Origin of the sequence: Enterobacter sp. Cy-643, from assembly GCF_011752815.1 — a bacterium.
Taxonomy (GTDB): Bacteria; Pseudomonadota; Gammaproteobacteria; order Enterobacterales; family Enterobacteriaceae; genus Cedecea.
In genome coordinates this window covers 258,668-274,984 of record NZ_VWWV01000001.1, presented here as the reverse complement: position 1 = coordinate 274,984, position 16,317 = coordinate 258,668, and the positions used below count along the sequence as shown (strand labels likewise).

Here is a 16,317-nt window from a genome sequence, read left to right as displayed (position 1 = left end):
ACACGGACGTTTTTGGACACGGATGTCCCGATCGTTTTTCTGGAGGTATGTGTGAGCGCAAAACAAGAATTAACCGGGCGAATATTCAATATTCAGAAATATTCGATCTATGACGGCGATGGGATCCGCACGCTGGTTTTTTTCAAAGGCTGCAATATTCGCTGCCCGTGGTGTGCTAACCCGGAAGGGCTGAATAGCCAGTTTCAGGTGATGTTCTCACAGGATAAATGCATTAACTGCGGCGACTGCGTCAACGTCTGCCCAGCGGGAATTCATTATCGGGCGGAGGAAAACGGCGAAATGAAGCATTTCGTCAACCGCAATAAAGACTGTATCGGCTGCCGCAAGTGCGAAGAGATCTGCACGCAGAACGCGCTGGATATTATGGGTAAAGATGTCACCGTCAGCGAACTGATGGAGATCATCATGCAGGACTACGACTTTTATATCTCCTCCGGCGGCGGCGTTACCATCGGCGGCGGTGAAATGAGTCTGCAGACCGATTTTGCCGTCGCGCTCTTTAGCGAATGCAAAAAGATGATGCTCAATACCGCCGTGGAAACGCAGGGCACCACGCCGCTGGCTAATTATCAAAAGCTGGCGCCGGTGACCGACACCTTCTTATTCGATATTAAGCAAATTAATAGCGAGCACCATAAAGCGTTATTTGGCATTGGTAACGAAGGCATTCGCCGGAACCTAGAGTGGCTGGTGGATTCCGGCGCTAACGTCATTATCCGCATGCCGCTGGTTCGTGGATATAACGATTCATGGGATGCCATTACTGGCGCAATTGACTACATCCAGAAACTGGCGAAACGCGGAAATATTCGCCGCATAGATATGCTGCCGTACCACCAGCTCGGGCGCAAAAAATATGAGCGCCTCGATATGCCCTACCCCATCACCCGGGACCCGACATATTCCGCCGAAGAGTTAGACCGGCTGGAAACGTTCTTCACGCAGTTTGATTTTGATATTCGCATAGTCCGCCATTAACAGGAGCCGACAATGAAAAGTTTAGGCGTAATTGAAACACGAGGGTTAGTTGCCGCCGTTCAGGCCGTGGATGCCGCCTGTAAAAGCGCAGGAGTAACCTACTTTGGCTGCCGCAAAGTCGGATCGGGGCTGGTTAGCGTCTGCTTTGAGGGGGAGATCAGCGCGATTCATACCGCCATCGAACGCGGCGTGGCCGTCGCTGAGCTTATCGACCCGCAGGTGAAATCCCTGACGATCGCTCGTCCGGAACGCAGCGTCGTGGAAGCCCTCAGCACCCTCAAAGGCCTTCCACAGCGTGCGGAAGCTGCCGTTGCTGCCCCGCTTGAGGCTGAAATCGTCGCGCCCGCCGCTGTGGAAACAAGGGTACACACTGAGCCCGCCGCCGCGCCCGCAGCGACGGAAGATAAAAACGCGGCGATGAGGAAAGGGAAGAAGGCATGATCGACACCCTGCTCCATGAAAAAATCGCCGCACGCCTGAGCCACGTCGCGCCGGCTATCCCAGTCGGTATCTCTAACCGTCACGTCCATCTGGCACAGCAGGACGTCGAAGCATTGTTTGGCAAGGGTTATGTCCTGACGCCGTTTAAGCCGCTGCGTCAACCGGGACAGTTCGCCGCCCAGGAGTGCGTCACCGTGGTCGGTCCGAAGGGCTCGCTCACCCACGTGCGCGTCCTCGGCCCAACCCGCCCGATATCGCAGCTGGAAATCTCCCGCGCCGACGGCTTTACCCTCGGCATCAAAGCGCCGGTTCGCGAATCCGGCCAGCTGGAGAACGCGGGCAGCGCGCTGCTGATCGGCCCGGCAGGCCACGTTGAACTGCGGTCTCAGGTGATCTGCGCCTGGCGGCATATCCATATGTCGCCGCAGGACGCCTGCCAGCTGAATGTTGCCAACGGCCAGAAGGTTAGCGTCCGCAGCGACGGTGAACGCCAGTTGACCTTCAATAAGGTGGTGGTGCGGGTGCGTGAAGACTTTGTGCTGGAATTCCACATTGATATGGAGGAGGCCAATGCCGCCGGGCTGAAAAACGGTGCGCAGGTCACCCTGCTGGGTTAACGGAGGCCCTCTATGACTGACGAACAAATTGACAGCCTTGTCACAAGGATTATCCAGCGCCTGCGCCCACCGGTGCTGGTAATGGTTACTAGTGCTACGGGCTATCGCCATGAAATTCGCCATCGCCTGGCAGGGTGTGAACAACCTTTGCATTTCGCTCTGGACGAAGGAATTATCGACGCTGGGCTATGGCAATCCTATGGCGAAATACTCCCTGCAAACGTCTGGCGGGATGCACTCCCCCCGATGCCCTGGCGAGCGCTGGTGCTGCCGTTTCTGGACTATTCGTTAGCCGTAGGCCTGGTGAATGGCACGCTGGAAAGCCCGATAGCCCGGCGCCTGCACGATGCGTTGCTCATTGGCCTACCGGTTTTGGCGCTTCGCTATCACTGCGATCCCAACAGTGAACTTAATCAGCTGTGGGGCGCACGGGCGCAATCTGCCTACGGCGCGCATATGCAAGCAACATTGTCCAAAGTGGCAAAAATGGGCATCACGTTATGCACGATGAATGAGCTTATGGAAAAGCTTGACTCACACAAGATCGCTGCACCTAAGACCGACGGTTCTCGCCGATATATCACTGTCACAGACATAGTGAATAATCCGGCGCTGGCCTCAGCACCCAATGCTCAACTGACCGATGCCGCTGTCGATTTTTTAAAAAAAGAAAAAAGAACCTTACCTTAAATTGCAACCCTGGAGTTTAATTTATGTCCTCTAAAACAAAATGTTGGCTATGGATGCTGCTGGTTATTTTATCTGAAACCTCCGCAACGTCGACGCTAAAGATGTTCGATAACAGCGAAGGGATGACCAAAACGCTTCTGCTGATGCTGATCGTCTTACTCTACTGCATCTGCTACTACTCGCTTTCCCGTGCGGTTAAAGATATTCCCGTCGGTCTCGCCTACGCCACCTGGTCCGGCACGGGAATTTTGGTGGTTTCCAGCCTGGGGATGCTGTTTTACGGCCAGCACCCGGATATGGCTGCCATCATCGGGATGGGAATCATCGCCAGCGGCATTATTATCATGAACTTGTTTTCCAAAATGGGCAGCGACGAAACGGAAGAAATCCCACCAGACAACACCGCTCCGCTCGGCAACAACATCTCCCAATAACCTGAAAGGATACTGCTATGTTTAATCTGGGATTTTTATGGCTGGCCCTCTCCATTGGCTCGGAGATTACCGGTACCTCAATGATCAAGAAAACCAACGGATTCAGCAAGCTGGGGCCTTCGGTGCTGGTGATATGTGCGTATGCTCTGTGCTACTTCGCCCTGACGCGGGCCATGAGCACAATTCCGGTCGGCGTGGCTTATTCGCTATGGTGTGGGTTCGGTATTGTCGGCGTGACAATCTGCTCGATGGTACTTTATAAGCAGCGGCCGGATTTCCCGGCTATCTTCTCGATGGTCCTCATTATTTCTGGCGCTATCGTGATGAACGTATTTTCCGCGATGTAACTGGTGTCAAAAAAGAAAAGCACGAGGATTTACCTCGTGCTTTTGTTAAATGGCCACGAGTACCTTTAAAGCGGCGCGGTTTGCGCCTCAACCACCGCCAGCGCCACCATATTCACAATGCGGCGTACCGAAGCAATCGGCGTCAACACGTGAACCGGCTTCGCCACGCCCATCAGAACCGGCCCAACGGTCACCCCTTCAGAACTCGACACGCGCAGCAGGTTGTAGCTAATACGCGCTGCCTCAACGTTCGGCATGATCAGGATGTTGGCGGAGCCTTTCAGCGGGCTATCCGGCATACGCTCATGGCGAATACTTTCGACCAGCGCGGCGTCTCCGTGCATCTCCCCGTCAATTTCCAGATCGGGCGCGCGCTCACGCACGAGATCCAGCGTTTTGCGCATTTTGCAGGCCGCTTTACTGTTGGAGGAACCGTAGTTGGAGTGGGACAGCAGCGCGACTTTAGGCTCAATGCCAAAGCGACGCACCGTTTCCGCCGCCAGCAGCGTGATTTCCGTCAGCTCTTCCGGCGTAGGATCATCGTTCACATAGGTATCCGCGATAAAGGTGTTGCCGCTCGGCAGCAGCAGCGCGTTCATCGCCCCGGCAGCCCTGACGCCTTCGCGGTAGCCAAACAGCTTCTCTACCACGTCAAAGTGCTCGTGATATTCGCCGATTGTCCCGCATATCAGGGCATCAGCTTCACCACGATGCACCATGATCGCCCCGATCACAGTGGTGTTGCTGATCACCGCCCGCTGCGCCTGCTCCTGGGTGATCCCGCGGCGCTTCATGATGTTGTAGTACTCGTGCCAGTATTCTTTGAAGCGCGGATCGGATTCGTTATTCACGATCTCAAAATCTTTGCCCGGCTGAATTTGCAGGCCCAGCTTTTTGATCCGCATTTCAATAACGCTTGGGCGACCAATCAGGATAGGTTTCGCCAGCCCCAACGTGATCAGCTCCTGCGTGGCATGCAGCACGCGGGCTTCTTCCCCTTCACTTAACACCACGCGCTTCGGCTCTTTGCGCGCCTGGGAGAAGATAGGTTTCATAAACAGGTTGGTTTTGTACACAAACTCTTCCAGCTTCTCGCTGTAAGCATTGAAATCCTGAATCGGCCGCGTGGCCACGCCGGAATCCATCGCCGCTTTGGCTACCGCAGGGGCAATTTTCACGATAAGACGCGGGTCAAATGGCTTAGGAATAATGTATTCCGGCCCGAACGTCAGTTCCTGCTCACCGTAGGCAGAGGCCACAACGTCACTTTGTTCGGCGTGAGCCAGTTCGGCTATCGCATGCACGGCGGCCAGCTTCATCTCTTCGTTAATCGCCGTGGCACCCACGTCCAGCGCGCCACGGAAAATGAACGGGAAGCACAGCACGTTGTTCACCTGGTTCGGGTAGTCCGAACGGCCGGTACAGATAATGGCTTCCGGACGCACTTCTTTCGCCAGCGGCGGCAGAATCTCCGGTTCAGGGTTAGCCAGCGCCAGAATCAGCGGCGCTTTACCCATCTTCTTCACCATTTCCTGGGTCAGCACTTTCGGGCCGGAACAGCCAAGGAAGATGTCCGCGCCTTCAATCACGTCGTCCAGCGTCCGCTTGCCGCTGTCCTCTACGGCATAGGCGGCTTTGGTTTCGGCCATGTTCTCTTCACGGCCTTTGTAGATAACGCCCTTCGAGTCGCAAACCACGATGTTGTGTTTTTGCATCCCCAGCGCAACCAGCAGGTTCATACAGGCGATTGCCGAAGCCCCCGCGCCAGAAACCACCAGCCGCACATCGGTAATGTTCTTTTCAACCACGCGCAGGCCGTTCAGCACCGCAGCGGTACAAATAATCGCGGTGCCGTGCTGATCGTCGTGGAATACCGGAATATTCATACGCTCGCGCAGCTTTTGCTCGATGTAGAAACATTCCGGTGCCTTGATATCTTCCAGGTTAATGCCGCCGAAAGTGGGTTCGAGCGCGGCCACCACGTCGATAAGCTTGTCCGGATCCATCTCATCAATTTCGATATCGAAGACGTCGATACCGGCGAATTTTTTAAACAGGACGCCCTTACCTTCCATGACCGGCTTGCCCGCCAGCGCGCCGATATTGCCTAGCCCAAGCACCGCTGTGCCGTTAGAAACCACGCCCACAAGGTTGCCGCGCGCGGTGTATTTGTAGGCGGCGAGCGGGTCTTTTTCAATTTCAAGACAAGGTGCCGCTACGCCCGGCGAATAGGCCAGTGCCAGATCGCGCTGGGTAGCAAGGGGTTTGGTTGGAGAAACCTGGATTTTCCCCGGGACTGGAAACTCATGAAAATCGAGGGCACTTTGCTTCAGTTGTTCATCCATTGCATCGTTCCTTTTTGGGTCTTCTTTATTGTTACGTCAGCCGCCTAGTATCACGCGGGCACGTTTCGCAAACTTTGAAGGTAGCCATACTATTAAGATTAGGCGTGATTATTGTTAGCTAACTATAGAACCAATGTTAGTGGCTGCCCCGTCATCGCCCCCATCTGCTATGCTTTTGGGTTATGCAAAGCGTAAATTTTCACGGCGAGCGACACGGAACGCTCAGGTAAGACGTTGCTTTTTCAAGGAGATAGTAATGAATCAGTTAGACAGCATTAAACAGTACACCACCGTGGTTGCCGACAGCGGTGACATCGACTCTATTCGCCACTACCAGCCTGAAGACGCCACCACCAACCCTTCACTGTTACTGAAAGCCGCAGGGCTTGAGCAATATCAACCGCTGATTGATGATGCCCTGGCCTACGGCAAACAGCGCGGCGGCAGCAGAGAGCAAATAGTGGCCGAAGCCAGTGACAAACTGGCGGTCAATGTCGGTGCGGAAATTCTGAAAAGCATTCCGGGGCGCGTATCCACCGAAGTGGATGCCCGTCTCTCCTACGACAAAGAAAAGAGCATCAGCAAGGCTCGTCGCCTGGTTGAGCTTTACGCCGAGCAGGGGATCGATAAATCCCGCATTCTCATCAAGCTGGCATCAACCTGGGAAGGCATCCGCGCGGCGGAAGAGCTGCAAAAAGAAGGCATCAATTGCAACCTGACGCTGCTGTTCTCTTTTGCTCAGGCGCGTGCCTGCGCGGAAGCGGGCGTTTTCCTGATTTCCCCGTTCGTGGGCCGTATTTACGACTGGTATCAGGCCCGTAAACCGATGGATCCGTACATTGTTGAAGAAGATCCGGGCGTGAAATCCGTGCGCAATATCTACGACTACTTCAAGCAACATAACTATGAAACCATCGTCATGGGCGCCAGCTTCCGTCGTAAAGAGCAAATCCTCGCCCTGGCGGGCTGCGACCGGCTGACCATCGCCCCTAACCTGCTGCAACAGCTGCAGGACAGCGAAGAAGAGGTTGTCCGGAAACTGATCCCGTTCTCACAGGGCTTCCGCCGCCCGGCCCCCATGAGCGAAGCGGAATTCCGTTGGGAACATAGCCAGGATGCTATGGCCGTAGAAAAACTGGCCGAAGGGATCCGCCTGTTCGCCATAGATCAACGCAAACTGGAAGATCTGCTCGCCGCCAAACTTTAACAAGACCTGGAGTGAAACATGTCATCACGTAAAGAGCTTGCCAACGCCATTCGCGCCCTCAGTATGGATGCGGTCCAGAAAGCCAATTCCGGCCACCCCGGAGCGCCGATGGGCATGGCCGATATCGCCGAGGTGCTGTGGAATGACTTCCTCAGCCATAACCCGTCTAACCCGCACTGGGCCAACCGCGACCGCTTCGTGCTGTCGAACGGCCACGCGTCGATGCTGCTTTACAGCCTGCTGCACCTGAGCGGCTATGACCTGCCGCTGGAGGAATTGAAAAACTTCCGCCAGCTTCACTCCAAAACGCCCGGCCACCCGGAAGTGGGCTATACCCCCGGCGTTGAAACCACCACCGGCCCGCTGGGTCAGGGGTTAGCCAACGCCGTGGGGATGGCCATTGCCGAACGCACGCTGGCCGCGCAGTTTAACCAACCGGGGCACGACATCGTCGACCACTACACCTATGTGTTTATGGGTGATGGCTGCCTGATGGAAGGCATTTCCCATGAGGTATCTTCTCTTGCCGGGACGCTGGGTTTAGGCAAGCTGATCGGCTTCTACGACCATAATGGGATTTCCATCGACGGGGAAACCGATGGCTGGTTTACCGACGACACGGCCAAACGCTTCGAGGCCTATCACTGGCACGTTATCCATGAGATAGACGGCCACGATCCGGCGGCGCTGAAAAAAGCCATCAAAGAAGCCCAAAGCGTGAAGGACAAACCGTCCCTGATTATTTGCCGCACCGTGATTGGCTTTGGTTCACCAAACAAAGCGGGCAAAGAAGAAGCTCACGGTGCGCCGCTGGGCGAAGAAGAAGTCGCCCTGGCGCGCAAGCAACTCGGCTGGAAATACCCGCCGTTTGAAATCCCAAAAGAGGTTTATCACGCCTGGGACGCCAAAGAGGCTGGTGAAAAAGCAGAAGCCGCCTGGAAAGAGAAATTCGCCGCTTATGCGAAGGCTCACCCTACCCTGAGCGCCGAATTTAAACGCCGTACCGAAGGTAAATTACCGGATAACTGGCAAAAAACAGCCCAAGGTTACATTGAACAACTGCAGGCCAATCCGGATAAAATTGCGACCCGCAAGGCTTCGCAGAATGCCCTTAACGCCTTCGGCCCTTCACTGCCGGAACTGCTCGGCGGCTCCGCCGACCTGGCCCCAAGTAACCTGACCATCTGGAAAGGCTCGAAGTCGATTAAAGAAGACACCGCCGGGAATTATATCCACTACGGCGTGCGTGAATTCGGTATGACCGCCATTGCCAACGGCATCGCCCTGCACGGCGGCTTTATCCCTTACACCGCCACCTTCCTGATGTTTGTGGAGTACGCCAGGAATGCGGCGCGTATGGCTGCGCTGATGAAGGCGCGGCAGATCATGGTTTATACCCATGATTCCATCGGCCTTGGGGAAGATGGCCCGACACACCAGGCCGTCGAGCAGTTGGCCAGCCTGCGCCTGACGCCCAACTTCAGCACCTGGCGCCCTTGCGATCAGGTTGAGGCCGCCGTGGCGTGGAAAGCAGCGCTTGAGCGCCAGACCGGGCCTACGGCACTGATTCTGTCTCGCCAGAACCTGGCTCAGATGGAGCGTTCGCCTGAACAGCTCAAAGCAATCAGCCGCGGCGGGTATATTCTGAAGGACAGCGACGGCAAGCCGGACCTGATTCTGATTGCCACAGGCTCTGAGATTGAAATCACCGTCGAAGCTGCGGCTGTATTGAGCAAAGAAGGGCACAAGGTCCGCGTGGTATCGATGCCGTCCACCGACGTTTTCGATGCTCAGGATGAGGCGTATCAGGAGTCCGTTCTGCCTTATGCAGTCCGTGCCCGCGTCGCGGTAGAAGCGGGTATAGCGGATTACTGGTACAAATACGTCGGCCTTAAAGGCGGGATTGTGGGCATGACGACTTTCGGCGAGTCCGCCCCTGCCGGGAAGCTGTTCCCGTTCTTTGGCTTTACGGTAGAAAACATCGTAGCCACGGCGAAAAAATCACTCAGCAAGAAATAGTTCCTCGCTGCCAGCCCTCTCCCTGCGGGGAGAGGGTTTTCTTTTGTGAAATGCATCCAGACTATTTGGTGACCCACAGCGTCGGCCAGCCGGCTGCTTTATGCCAGCCATCACAGGCGGGCTCTTCCGCATAGCGAACCAGTCGAAAACGCTGTCCGTCAAAGCGCCAGCGCGTTGCCACGCCGCAATCGCCGGGCCCGCGCCCTTTCGCCAAAGTCGTTAACTCTTTGCCGTGCTCATCCCATCCCACGTTCATGAGTTCCAGCTCAGCGCTACCGCCGTCCGGCACAAAAGGCAAGCGCAGGTGAATCACCCTGGCGACAAACGGCTTTTGCCGGGAGATAACCCAGGCCAGATAAACCACGTTATAGGCGCCGGCTTCACAGCTGGTAAGCATCAGCGCTTTGTCGTCGGTCAGAGGGAAAACGCGCACTTCGCGACGCTGCGGATCGAGCGAACACTGGCTGTTATTCATTCGCCATGTGCCGTAATCCAGCAGATCGTTCAGTTCATCGTGTGAAAGCGGCGTTGAGGCTGTCGTTGCTGCGGCCACTTCTTTTAGCGGTGGTGCAGGAGGCACGCTGAGTGGAGGCCCGTCACCTTTTTTAATCCATGCGGTTTCGCTGCCAATTCGCTTTTGCTGGCTGTCGATAAACAGCAGCGCCGCTTTGAGCCCGCTAAGGGAAATGATGCCCACGCCGTCAGCAAGCGTAATTTTATCGCCGTTCATAATAGCGCCTTGCAGGCCGTTAATCGCTGCCGGATTATTGGTCATCAAATGATGAGGCGATATTTTCCATTCGTTGGGCTGGATAACGAGGGGCACGCCGTCGAGCCGCAGCCTCGGTGCCACAGGCGGGACTTTAACGTCCGCACTTTCCATATTCCCCAGGTCGATGCGCAAACTGGCATCAGTGCGGGCCCCGGCGCTACGGGTAATCGTCATGACCAGCCCCTGATGCAGCCCGGTATTACGCGTGCTGCAAAAGTTCTGGTTATTGCAGGTCACCTGCCAGTCGGAAAACTGCTTTTGTGCCGGCGCGGCAAATGCAGCATTGGCCACCAGCAGAGCAAGCATGAGTAAGGAGGATATCCGATAGAACATTGAAGGCTGTCCTGAGAAGCGAAGCGTGAAAAACGTACGGTGATGCGACGTATCTTCAGCTCACGCGCCAGCCTGCTCAATCGGATTTGTCGGATAGCTTTAACGCAATATTAAAAATATCAATAACCTGATTTTACAGAGTTTTAAGCCATAACATTGCGTAACTGCAGCTGTTGAAGCAGTATCACTGTCTTACCGTCACGAATTTCACCGTTCTTCACCATCGCCATTGCCTGGTTAAACGGGATTTCCAGCACGTCGATATCCTCATCTTCCACGCCGCCGCCGGCCCCTTCTCGCTGTGCATCCCTGTACTCGGCCAGATAGAAATAGATGATTTCGGTCACGCCGCCGGGAGACATATACAGTTCAAAAACTTTCTCGACCTCTCCTACCTGAAATCCCGTTTCTTCCATCGCCTCTTTGCGGGCGCAGACTTCCGGCTCATCGGCATCCAGCAGCCCGGCGCAAGCCTCAATCAGCATGCCATCTTCATTCCCGTTAACCCAGGTTGCGACGCGGAACTGGCGCGTTAGCACCACGGTTTTCTTATCGCGGTTATAAAGCAAAATGGTCGCGCCGTTTCCCCGGTCATACACCTCGCGTTTATGGCGCACGCTTTCGGCCCCGTTACGGGACAGGTCATAGGTAATATTGCGCAGGATGAAGTAGTTATCAGACAGGATTTTATCTTTGATGACTTCGATACGTAACGACATACGGTCTCCACAAAGCGATAAGGGAGCCGACAATCATATGCGCTTCTGTGGGCGTTGTCGCGTGGGGTTAGGGGTGTTTTTTGGGTGTGTGTTTTTGGGGAAGGATTTTATTTATGTTAACCAGATAGTGGTTCCGTTCACTTCCAGCCCTGTTTTATAGGTAACCCGGCACCGGTGAACGTCTTAGGGGAGTCACCGTCACTCCCCCGAGACCCCGGACTCCCGGCCAAATAAATCGACCGCGTGAGCGGCAGACCTCCGTTTTATCTCCCAGTCCTGGGTCGGCTGAGATGCGTTCCCGACGCTCTCAGCCACAGTGTCTCGGCTTCTTTTACCCTCACCCTCTCCCTGGAAGGGAGAGGGAATACACAATGTTTCCCGTGGTTTTTGTTTTCTCCCTCTCCCCTTTGGGGAGAGGGCTGGGGTGAGGGGAGATTTGTCCCCGGCTCTCATCGCCCCCGGTGATGACCCAACTCAGGCGGGGTTGAGCTGTCGGGAACAGCGAAAGAGAGCGATCGTCGGGAACGCATCGCGAACGACCCCGAATGTTTGGGTGATAGCCGGTGGGTTTACCGCTTCAGCGGCGATGAGCTCGCCGGGCGCCAGGGTTGTCAGGGAGATGGCGTTATCTCCCTGACACGTTCACCGTGCTCTGAACGTGCAGGGAAAATCGATCTACGGGTGAACGGAAATATGCCTGGCTTACAGAAGTAAGAAATCCAGAACATTGATCAAAACCCCGCCTCAACCTCCCGCATATCCGGCAGCTTATGCGCTATGCCTTTATGGCAATCAATACAGGTTTTTCCGTCTTTGATAGCCTCATCGTGCATTTTGGCCGCCACGGTTTTCTGCGCGGTGAAGTCCATATAGTCGAAGTTATGGCAGTTTCGACACTCCTGGGAGTTATTGTTTTTCATCCGCCGCCACTCGTTTTGCGCCATCGCCAGGCGGTGATCGTCGAACTTCTGCGGCGTGTCTATCAGCCCAAAGGCCTTGGCATACAGCTCCTTGCTGGCCTGAATTTTACGGATCATTTTCGGCACCCATTCGTGCGGCACATGGCAATCCGGGCAAGTCGCACGCACGCCACTGCGGTTGTTGTAATGCACCGTCCCCATGTACTCCTCATACACATTATTGCGCATTTCATGGCAGCCGATGCAGAACTCTTCGCGGTTGGACATTTCCATCCCGGTGTTGAAACCGCCCCAAAAAATTATCCCGGCAGCAAAGCCAATCAGCAGCAACGTGCCAAGCGCTAGCCGGCTAGGCCTGCGCCACCACAGCCACACGCGTTTAATGATGCCGGGTTGACGATTAGATTTATCCATAACTTATTTCCCAAACCCTTTGGATGGCTCGAAGGTATTCTCAACCATCGGGGCAACATCTGCCTGGGGCACGTGGCATTGCAGGCAGAAATAGCGGCGAGGCGCCACGTTCGACAGCACCTTGCCGTCGCTATCCATGAAGTGCGTTGGGCTGACGCGCGGAGCCCCCGTGGTGCGGTAACTTTCAACGCCGTGGCACTGCAGGCAGCGGTTGCTGGTCGTCGTGACCTGGTAGCCGTCTACGCTGTGCGGGATCATCGGTGGCTGATTAACGTAGTTCAGCGCCATACGTTGCTGCTGCTTTGGCATTACCACGGCCCCTTCAGGGGTACCGGACACTTCAGGCGATTGATTGAGATCCACGCCATTTGCCGCCCAAAGCGTACCGCTGACAACCAGAGTGAATGCCGCTCCCCATTGAAACAACGCCTTCATCAGGCCTTGGTTATTCATGATTTAGCTCCCAGGCTCCATCGAATTGTTATTCTGAATAGATCCTCCGGACACTTAGCTATACCGCGACCGAAGGACAAGCGCGTTACACTTTCGCCAGTTTTACGGCGCACTTCTTGAAATCCGCCTCTTTGGAGAGCGGGTCGGTAGCGTCGAGCGTCAGGTTATTCACCAACTGCGCGGCGTCGAAGAACGGCATGTAGACCAGGCCCCGAGGCGGCTTGTTGCGGCCACGGGTTTCAACGATGGAAACCACTTCGCCACGGCGAGAGATCACCTTCACTTTGTCGCCACGGCGCAGACCGCGTGCCTGCGCATCCAGCGGATGCACGAACGTGACGGCCTCAGGGAAGGCACGATGCAGCTCCGGCACGCGGCGCGTCATGCTGCCGGTATGCCAGTGCTCGAGCACACGCCCGGTAGATAGCCACAGGTCGTACTCCTGGTCCGGGGCTTCTGCCGCCGGCTCGAACGGCAGCGCGAAGATCACCGCTTTCCCGTCCGGTTTACCGTAGAACTTGAAGCCTTCCCCGGCCTTAACGTACGGATCGTGGCCTTCGCTGTAGCGCCACTGGGTTTCTTTCCCGTCGACCACCGGCCAGCGTAACCCCCGGGCTTTGTGGTACTCGTCAAACGGAGCCAGATCGTGCCCGTGCCCGCGGCCAAAACTGGCGTATTCCTCAAACAGGCCTTTTTGCAGGTAAAAGCCCAGCTCGCGGGATTCGTCGTTTAGCTGCTCTGCGGCCAGTTCGGTCAGCGGGTATTGACGCACTTCATCGCTGGCGAACAGCACGTCGAACAGGGTTTTGCCCCGGTATTCTGGTTTTTTCTCGAGAAGCTCAGCAGGCCAGACATCCTCGACCTTAAAGCGTTTAGCGAAGGTCACCAGCTGCCAGAGATCGGACTTCGCCTCTCCCGGCGCGCTCACCTGCTGACGCCAGAACTGCGTGCGGCGCTCGGCGTTGCCGTAGGCGCCCTCTTTTTCCACCCACATTGCCGTCGGCAGGATCAGGTCCGCCGTTAGCGCGCTGATGGTCGGATAAGGATCGGAGACGATGATGAAGTTGCGCGGATCGCGCCAGCCCGGCATACGCTCTTCGGTGATATTCGGCCCGGCCTGCATGTTGTTGTTGCACATCACCCAGTACACGTTGAGCTTGCCGTCTTTCAGCGCCCTGTCCTGCGCCACTGCGTGTAAACCCACTTTGGCTGGAATAGTGCCGGCGGGCAGCTGCCACGTTTTTTCGACGATCTCCCGGTGCTTTTCGTTGGTGACGACCATGTCTGCCGGTAAGCGGTGTGCAAATGTGCCCACTTCACGCGCGGTGCCGCAGGCGGACGGCTGCCCGGTCAGCGAGAATGGCCCGCAGCCTGGCTGAGAGATTTTCCCGGTCAGCAGATGCAGGTTGTAAACCAGGTTATTCGCCCAGACGCCGCGTACGTGCTGGTTAAAGCCCATCGTCCAGTAGGAGATCACTTTCTTATTCGGGTCAGCGTAGAGCTTCGCGAGCGCTTCAAGCTGGTCTTTCGGCACTCCGCTCATTGCAGCGGTTTTTTCCAGCGTGTACTCGGCGACGAACGTTTTGTATTCGTCGAAGCTCATGGGTTCGGAGGCGTCAGACCCTGGATTCTTCGCGGCCTTTTCCAGCGGGTGAGTCGGGCGCAGCCCATAGCCAATATCGGTCACGCCACGGCGCAGGTTGACGTGCTGCTTAAAGAACGACTCATTCACCGCATTGTTCTGAATGATGTAGTTGGCGATATAGTTCAGGATCGCCAGATCGCTTTGCGGTGTGAACACCATGCCGTTGTCAGCCAGCTCAAAGCTGCGGTGCTGAAAGGTCGAAAGCACGGCTACTTTGACGTTTTCATCGGACAGCCGGCGGTTAGCGATGCGTGACCAGAGCACCGGATGCATTTCCGCCATGTTGGAGCCCCAAAGCACAAAGGCATCCGCCTGCTCGATATCGTCATAGCAGCCCATCGGCTCATCCATGCCGAAGGTGCGCATAAAGCCCACGACGGCAGACGCCATGCAGTGGCGCGCATTCGGATCGATGTTGTTAGAACGGAAACCCGCCTTAAACAGCTTCGCGGCGGCGTAACCTTCCCACACCGTCCACTGGCCGGAGCCAAACATGCCGATACCATCCGGGCCTTTCTCTTTCAGCGTGGCTTTGAATTTCTCTTCCATCACGTCGAAGGCTTTGTCCCAACTTATCGGCTGGAACGCTCCCTCTTTGTGGTACTGCCCGTCCTTCATGCGCAACAGCGGCTGAGTCAGACGATCTTTTCCGTACATGATTTTCGGCAGGAAGTAACCCTTAATGCAGTTTAGCCCTCGATTGACCGGCGCTTCTGGGTCACCCTGGCTTGCGACGACGCGGCCATTTTGGGTCCCCACCAGCACGCCGCAGCCGGTACCGCAGAAGCGGCATGGCGCTTTGTCCCATTTGATGGCATCAGGTTTGCCTACCACCGCACGAGCCACGCCCGGAGCGCTTAGGCCCGCCGCCGCGGCAGCTGCGGCAACGGCATTCGCTTTCATAAAGCTACGACGACTGAGTTTCATGGTGCTTCCTCACCTTGTTCATTCTGCTGGTGATAAACCAGCGACACCGCCAGCACGCCGGAGATATTGCGTGCCCGCTCAATTTGTTCCAGCAGCGCGTTGCTTTCGGCGGCTTCGATAACCACCGCAAGCTTGCCGCTGTCGATATCGTCAACCGCAACCTCGCTGCCCGGTAACGCGTTGATCGCGCTGCGTACGGCAGCAACATGTTCAGGTTTGGCCTGAACCACCAGGCCGCATACGTGCCAGTCAGTGTGCATTTTGTGGCCTCAGGGTGATGGCTGACGTCGGGCAACCGGCAACGCAAGCGCCGCAGCCGTGACAGGCAGACGAAGAAATCTGTGGACGGGAAACGTCATGCAGAGTGGGGATGAACCGGATGGCCTGCGGTTCACAGGCATCTTCACAGCTGCGGCATTCCACCTGATGCCAGGCCAGACAGGTTTCGCCGAGCTGTAAAGTCAGTGTCCAGGGCTGAGCGGATTGCGGAGCAAAAAGCCGCTGAGGGCAGACGTCCGCGCACGCGTAGCAGAAGGTGCACTCGCCCCGGCTAAAGTCGATTTCGGGGTAGCCGCCGTGGCCACGTCGAAGCACCCGGCTCTGACAGGCGGTAATGCAGCTATCGCAGCGCGTACAGTCCAGAAGAAAATGGTTTTCATCGCCGCTCCACGGAGGGCGAATAGCGGGAGTAGAACTGTGCCAGCCCCCGGTCAGCAGGCCGCGACGGGTCAGTTTAGCCATTGGGCAGATCCTTGCTCAAAATGCCCGGCCAGGTCGTCACCGGGTAGAAACGTTTTTCTTTTTATCCGCGCATTCTTTGCGGTTTTTAAGGTACTTAAGGTATGTGACAAGGGGTTACAAAAGCATCCCCATAAAGGGGTAAATGCCGTTGTCGGATCAAAGAGGTGGACAGTTTCGGCGTGACGGGGATGAATCCGCAGATGTAAGGCAGACGTTATACTGTGGCAAAGCTTGCGTTAAATACGACAGCATTTTTCGCACAGGGGCGAAAAAGTCACCGCCAGGCGTTTGCGT

The 16,317-nt window shown here is 56.0% G+C and carries 16 protein-coding genes; 8 read left to right on the top strand and 8 right to left on the bottom strand.

Annotated features, from left to right (window positions below; translation table 11 throughout):
• Window positions 1-51 precede the first annotated feature (51 nt).
• Genes cutD through F3J29_RS01255 form a run of 6 tightly spaced genes read left to right on the top strand, consistent with a single transcriptional unit; the run spans window position 52 to window position 3,528 of the window.
• Window positions 52-999: a choline TMA-lyase-activating enzyme gene (cutD, locus tag F3J29_RS01280; protein ID WP_166862403.1), complete on the top strand. Its 948-nt coding sequence runs from the start codon at window positions 52-54 to the stop codon at window positions 997-999.
• A gap of 12 nt (window positions 1,000-1,011) precedes the next feature.
• A complete protein-coding gene (locus tag F3J29_RS01275; RefSeq protein WP_166862401.1) occupies window positions 1,012-1,440 on the top strand; it encodes a BMC domain-containing protein in 429 nt (142 codons plus the stop codon).
• A complete protein-coding gene (locus tag F3J29_RS01270) occupies window positions 1,437-2,057 on the top strand; it encodes a phosphate propanoyltransferase (protein ID WP_166862399.1) in 621 nt (206 codons plus the stop codon). Before F3J29_RS01275 ends, F3J29_RS01270 begins: the two co-directional genes overlap by 4 nt.
• Before the next feature lie 12 nt (window positions 2,058-2,069).
• Window positions 2,070-2,747, top strand: coding sequence for a hypothetical protein (locus F3J29_RS01265; protein WP_166862397.1), 678 nt, complete (start codon window positions 2,070-2,072; stop codon window positions 2,745-2,747).
• Window positions 2,748-2,770: 23 nt separating this feature from the next.
• A complete protein-coding gene (locus tag F3J29_RS01260; RefSeq protein WP_166862395.1) occupies window positions 2,771-3,181 on the top strand; it encodes a DMT family transporter in 411 nt (136 codons plus the stop codon).
• A 17-nt stretch (window positions 3,182-3,198) separates the two neighbouring features.
• Window positions 3,199-3,528: a DMT family transporter gene (locus tag F3J29_RS01255; protein WP_166862393.1), complete on the top strand. Its 330-nt coding sequence runs from the start codon at window positions 3,199-3,201 to the stop codon at window positions 3,526-3,528.
• Between the two features lie 65 nt (window positions 3,529-3,593).
• Here the strand turns inward: F3J29_RS01255 and maeB are convergent, their stop codons facing one another.
• Entirely contained in the window at window positions 3,594-5,873 is a 2,280-nt protein-coding gene (maeB, locus tag F3J29_RS01250; RefSeq protein ID WP_166862391.1) for an NADP-dependent oxaloacetate-decarboxylating malate dehydrogenase, read from the bottom strand.
• Window positions 5,874-6,129: 256 nt separating this feature from the next.
• Here maeB and tal point away from each other — a divergent pair, with 256 nt between their 5' ends.
• Window positions 6,130-7,080 carry a transaldolase gene (gene tal, locus F3J29_RS01245; protein ID WP_166862390.1) on the top strand — a complete coding sequence of 317 codons (951 nt, stop codon included), beginning with the start codon at window positions 6,130-6,132 and terminating at the stop codon, window positions 7,078-7,080.
• A gap of 18 nt (window positions 7,081-7,098) precedes the next feature.
• On the top strand, window positions 7,099-9,099 hold the full coding sequence (gene tkt / locus F3J29_RS01240; RefSeq protein ID WP_166862388.1) for a transketolase: 2,001 nt from the start codon (window positions 7,099-7,101) through the stop codon (window positions 9,097-9,099).
• Window positions 9,100-9,160: 61 nt separating this feature from the next.
• On the opposite strand, the gene F3J29_RS01235 is transcribed toward tkt, so the two are convergent.
• The 7 genes from F3J29_RS01235 to napF all read right to left on the bottom strand — a co-directional run bounded on the left by F3J29_RS01235 (window position 9,161) and on the right by napF (window position 16,023).
• A complete protein-coding gene (locus F3J29_RS01235) occupies window positions 9,161-10,204 on the bottom strand; it encodes a DUF1176 domain-containing protein (protein WP_166862386.1) in 1,044 nt (347 codons plus the stop codon).
• 143 nt (window positions 10,205-10,347) lie between these two features.
• On the bottom strand, window positions 10,348-10,923 hold the full coding sequence (gene nudK, locus F3J29_RS01230) for a GDP-mannose pyrophosphatase NudK (RefSeq protein ID WP_166862384.1): 576 nt from the start codon (window positions 10,921-10,923) through the stop codon (window positions 10,348-10,350).
• A gap of 731 nt (window positions 10,924-11,654) precedes the next feature.
• Window positions 11,655-12,257, bottom strand: a complete 603-nt coding sequence (napC, locus tag F3J29_RS01225; RefSeq protein ID WP_166862382.1) for a cytochrome c-type protein NapC — start codon at window positions 12,255-12,257, stop codon at window positions 11,655-11,657.
• Window positions 12,258-12,260: 3 nt separating this feature from the next.
• Window positions 12,261-12,710 carry a nitrate reductase cytochrome c-type subunit gene (napB, locus tag F3J29_RS01220; RefSeq protein ID WP_166862380.1) on the bottom strand — a complete coding sequence of 150 codons (450 nt, stop codon included), beginning with the start codon at window positions 12,708-12,710 and terminating at the stop codon, window positions 12,261-12,263.
• An 85-nt stretch (window positions 12,711-12,795) separates the two neighbouring features.
• Entirely contained in the window at window positions 12,796-15,282 is a 2,487-nt protein-coding gene (gene napA / locus F3J29_RS01215) for a nitrate reductase catalytic subunit NapA (protein WP_166862378.1), read from the bottom strand.
• The gene (gene napD, locus F3J29_RS01210; RefSeq protein ID WP_166862375.1) at window positions 15,279-15,542 is read right to left on the bottom strand and encodes a chaperone NapD; all 264 of its coding nucleotides are present in this window, start codon (window positions 15,540-15,542) and stop codon (window positions 15,279-15,281) included. The genes napA and napD overlap by 4 nt, the downstream gene beginning before the upstream one ends.
• Window positions 15,532-16,023, bottom strand: a complete 492-nt coding sequence (gene napF / locus F3J29_RS01205) for a ferredoxin-type protein NapF (protein ID WP_166862373.1) — start codon at window positions 16,021-16,023, stop codon at window positions 15,532-15,534. Before napF ends, napD begins: the two co-directional genes overlap by 11 nt.
• Window positions 16,024-16,317: the final 294 nt, after the last annotated feature.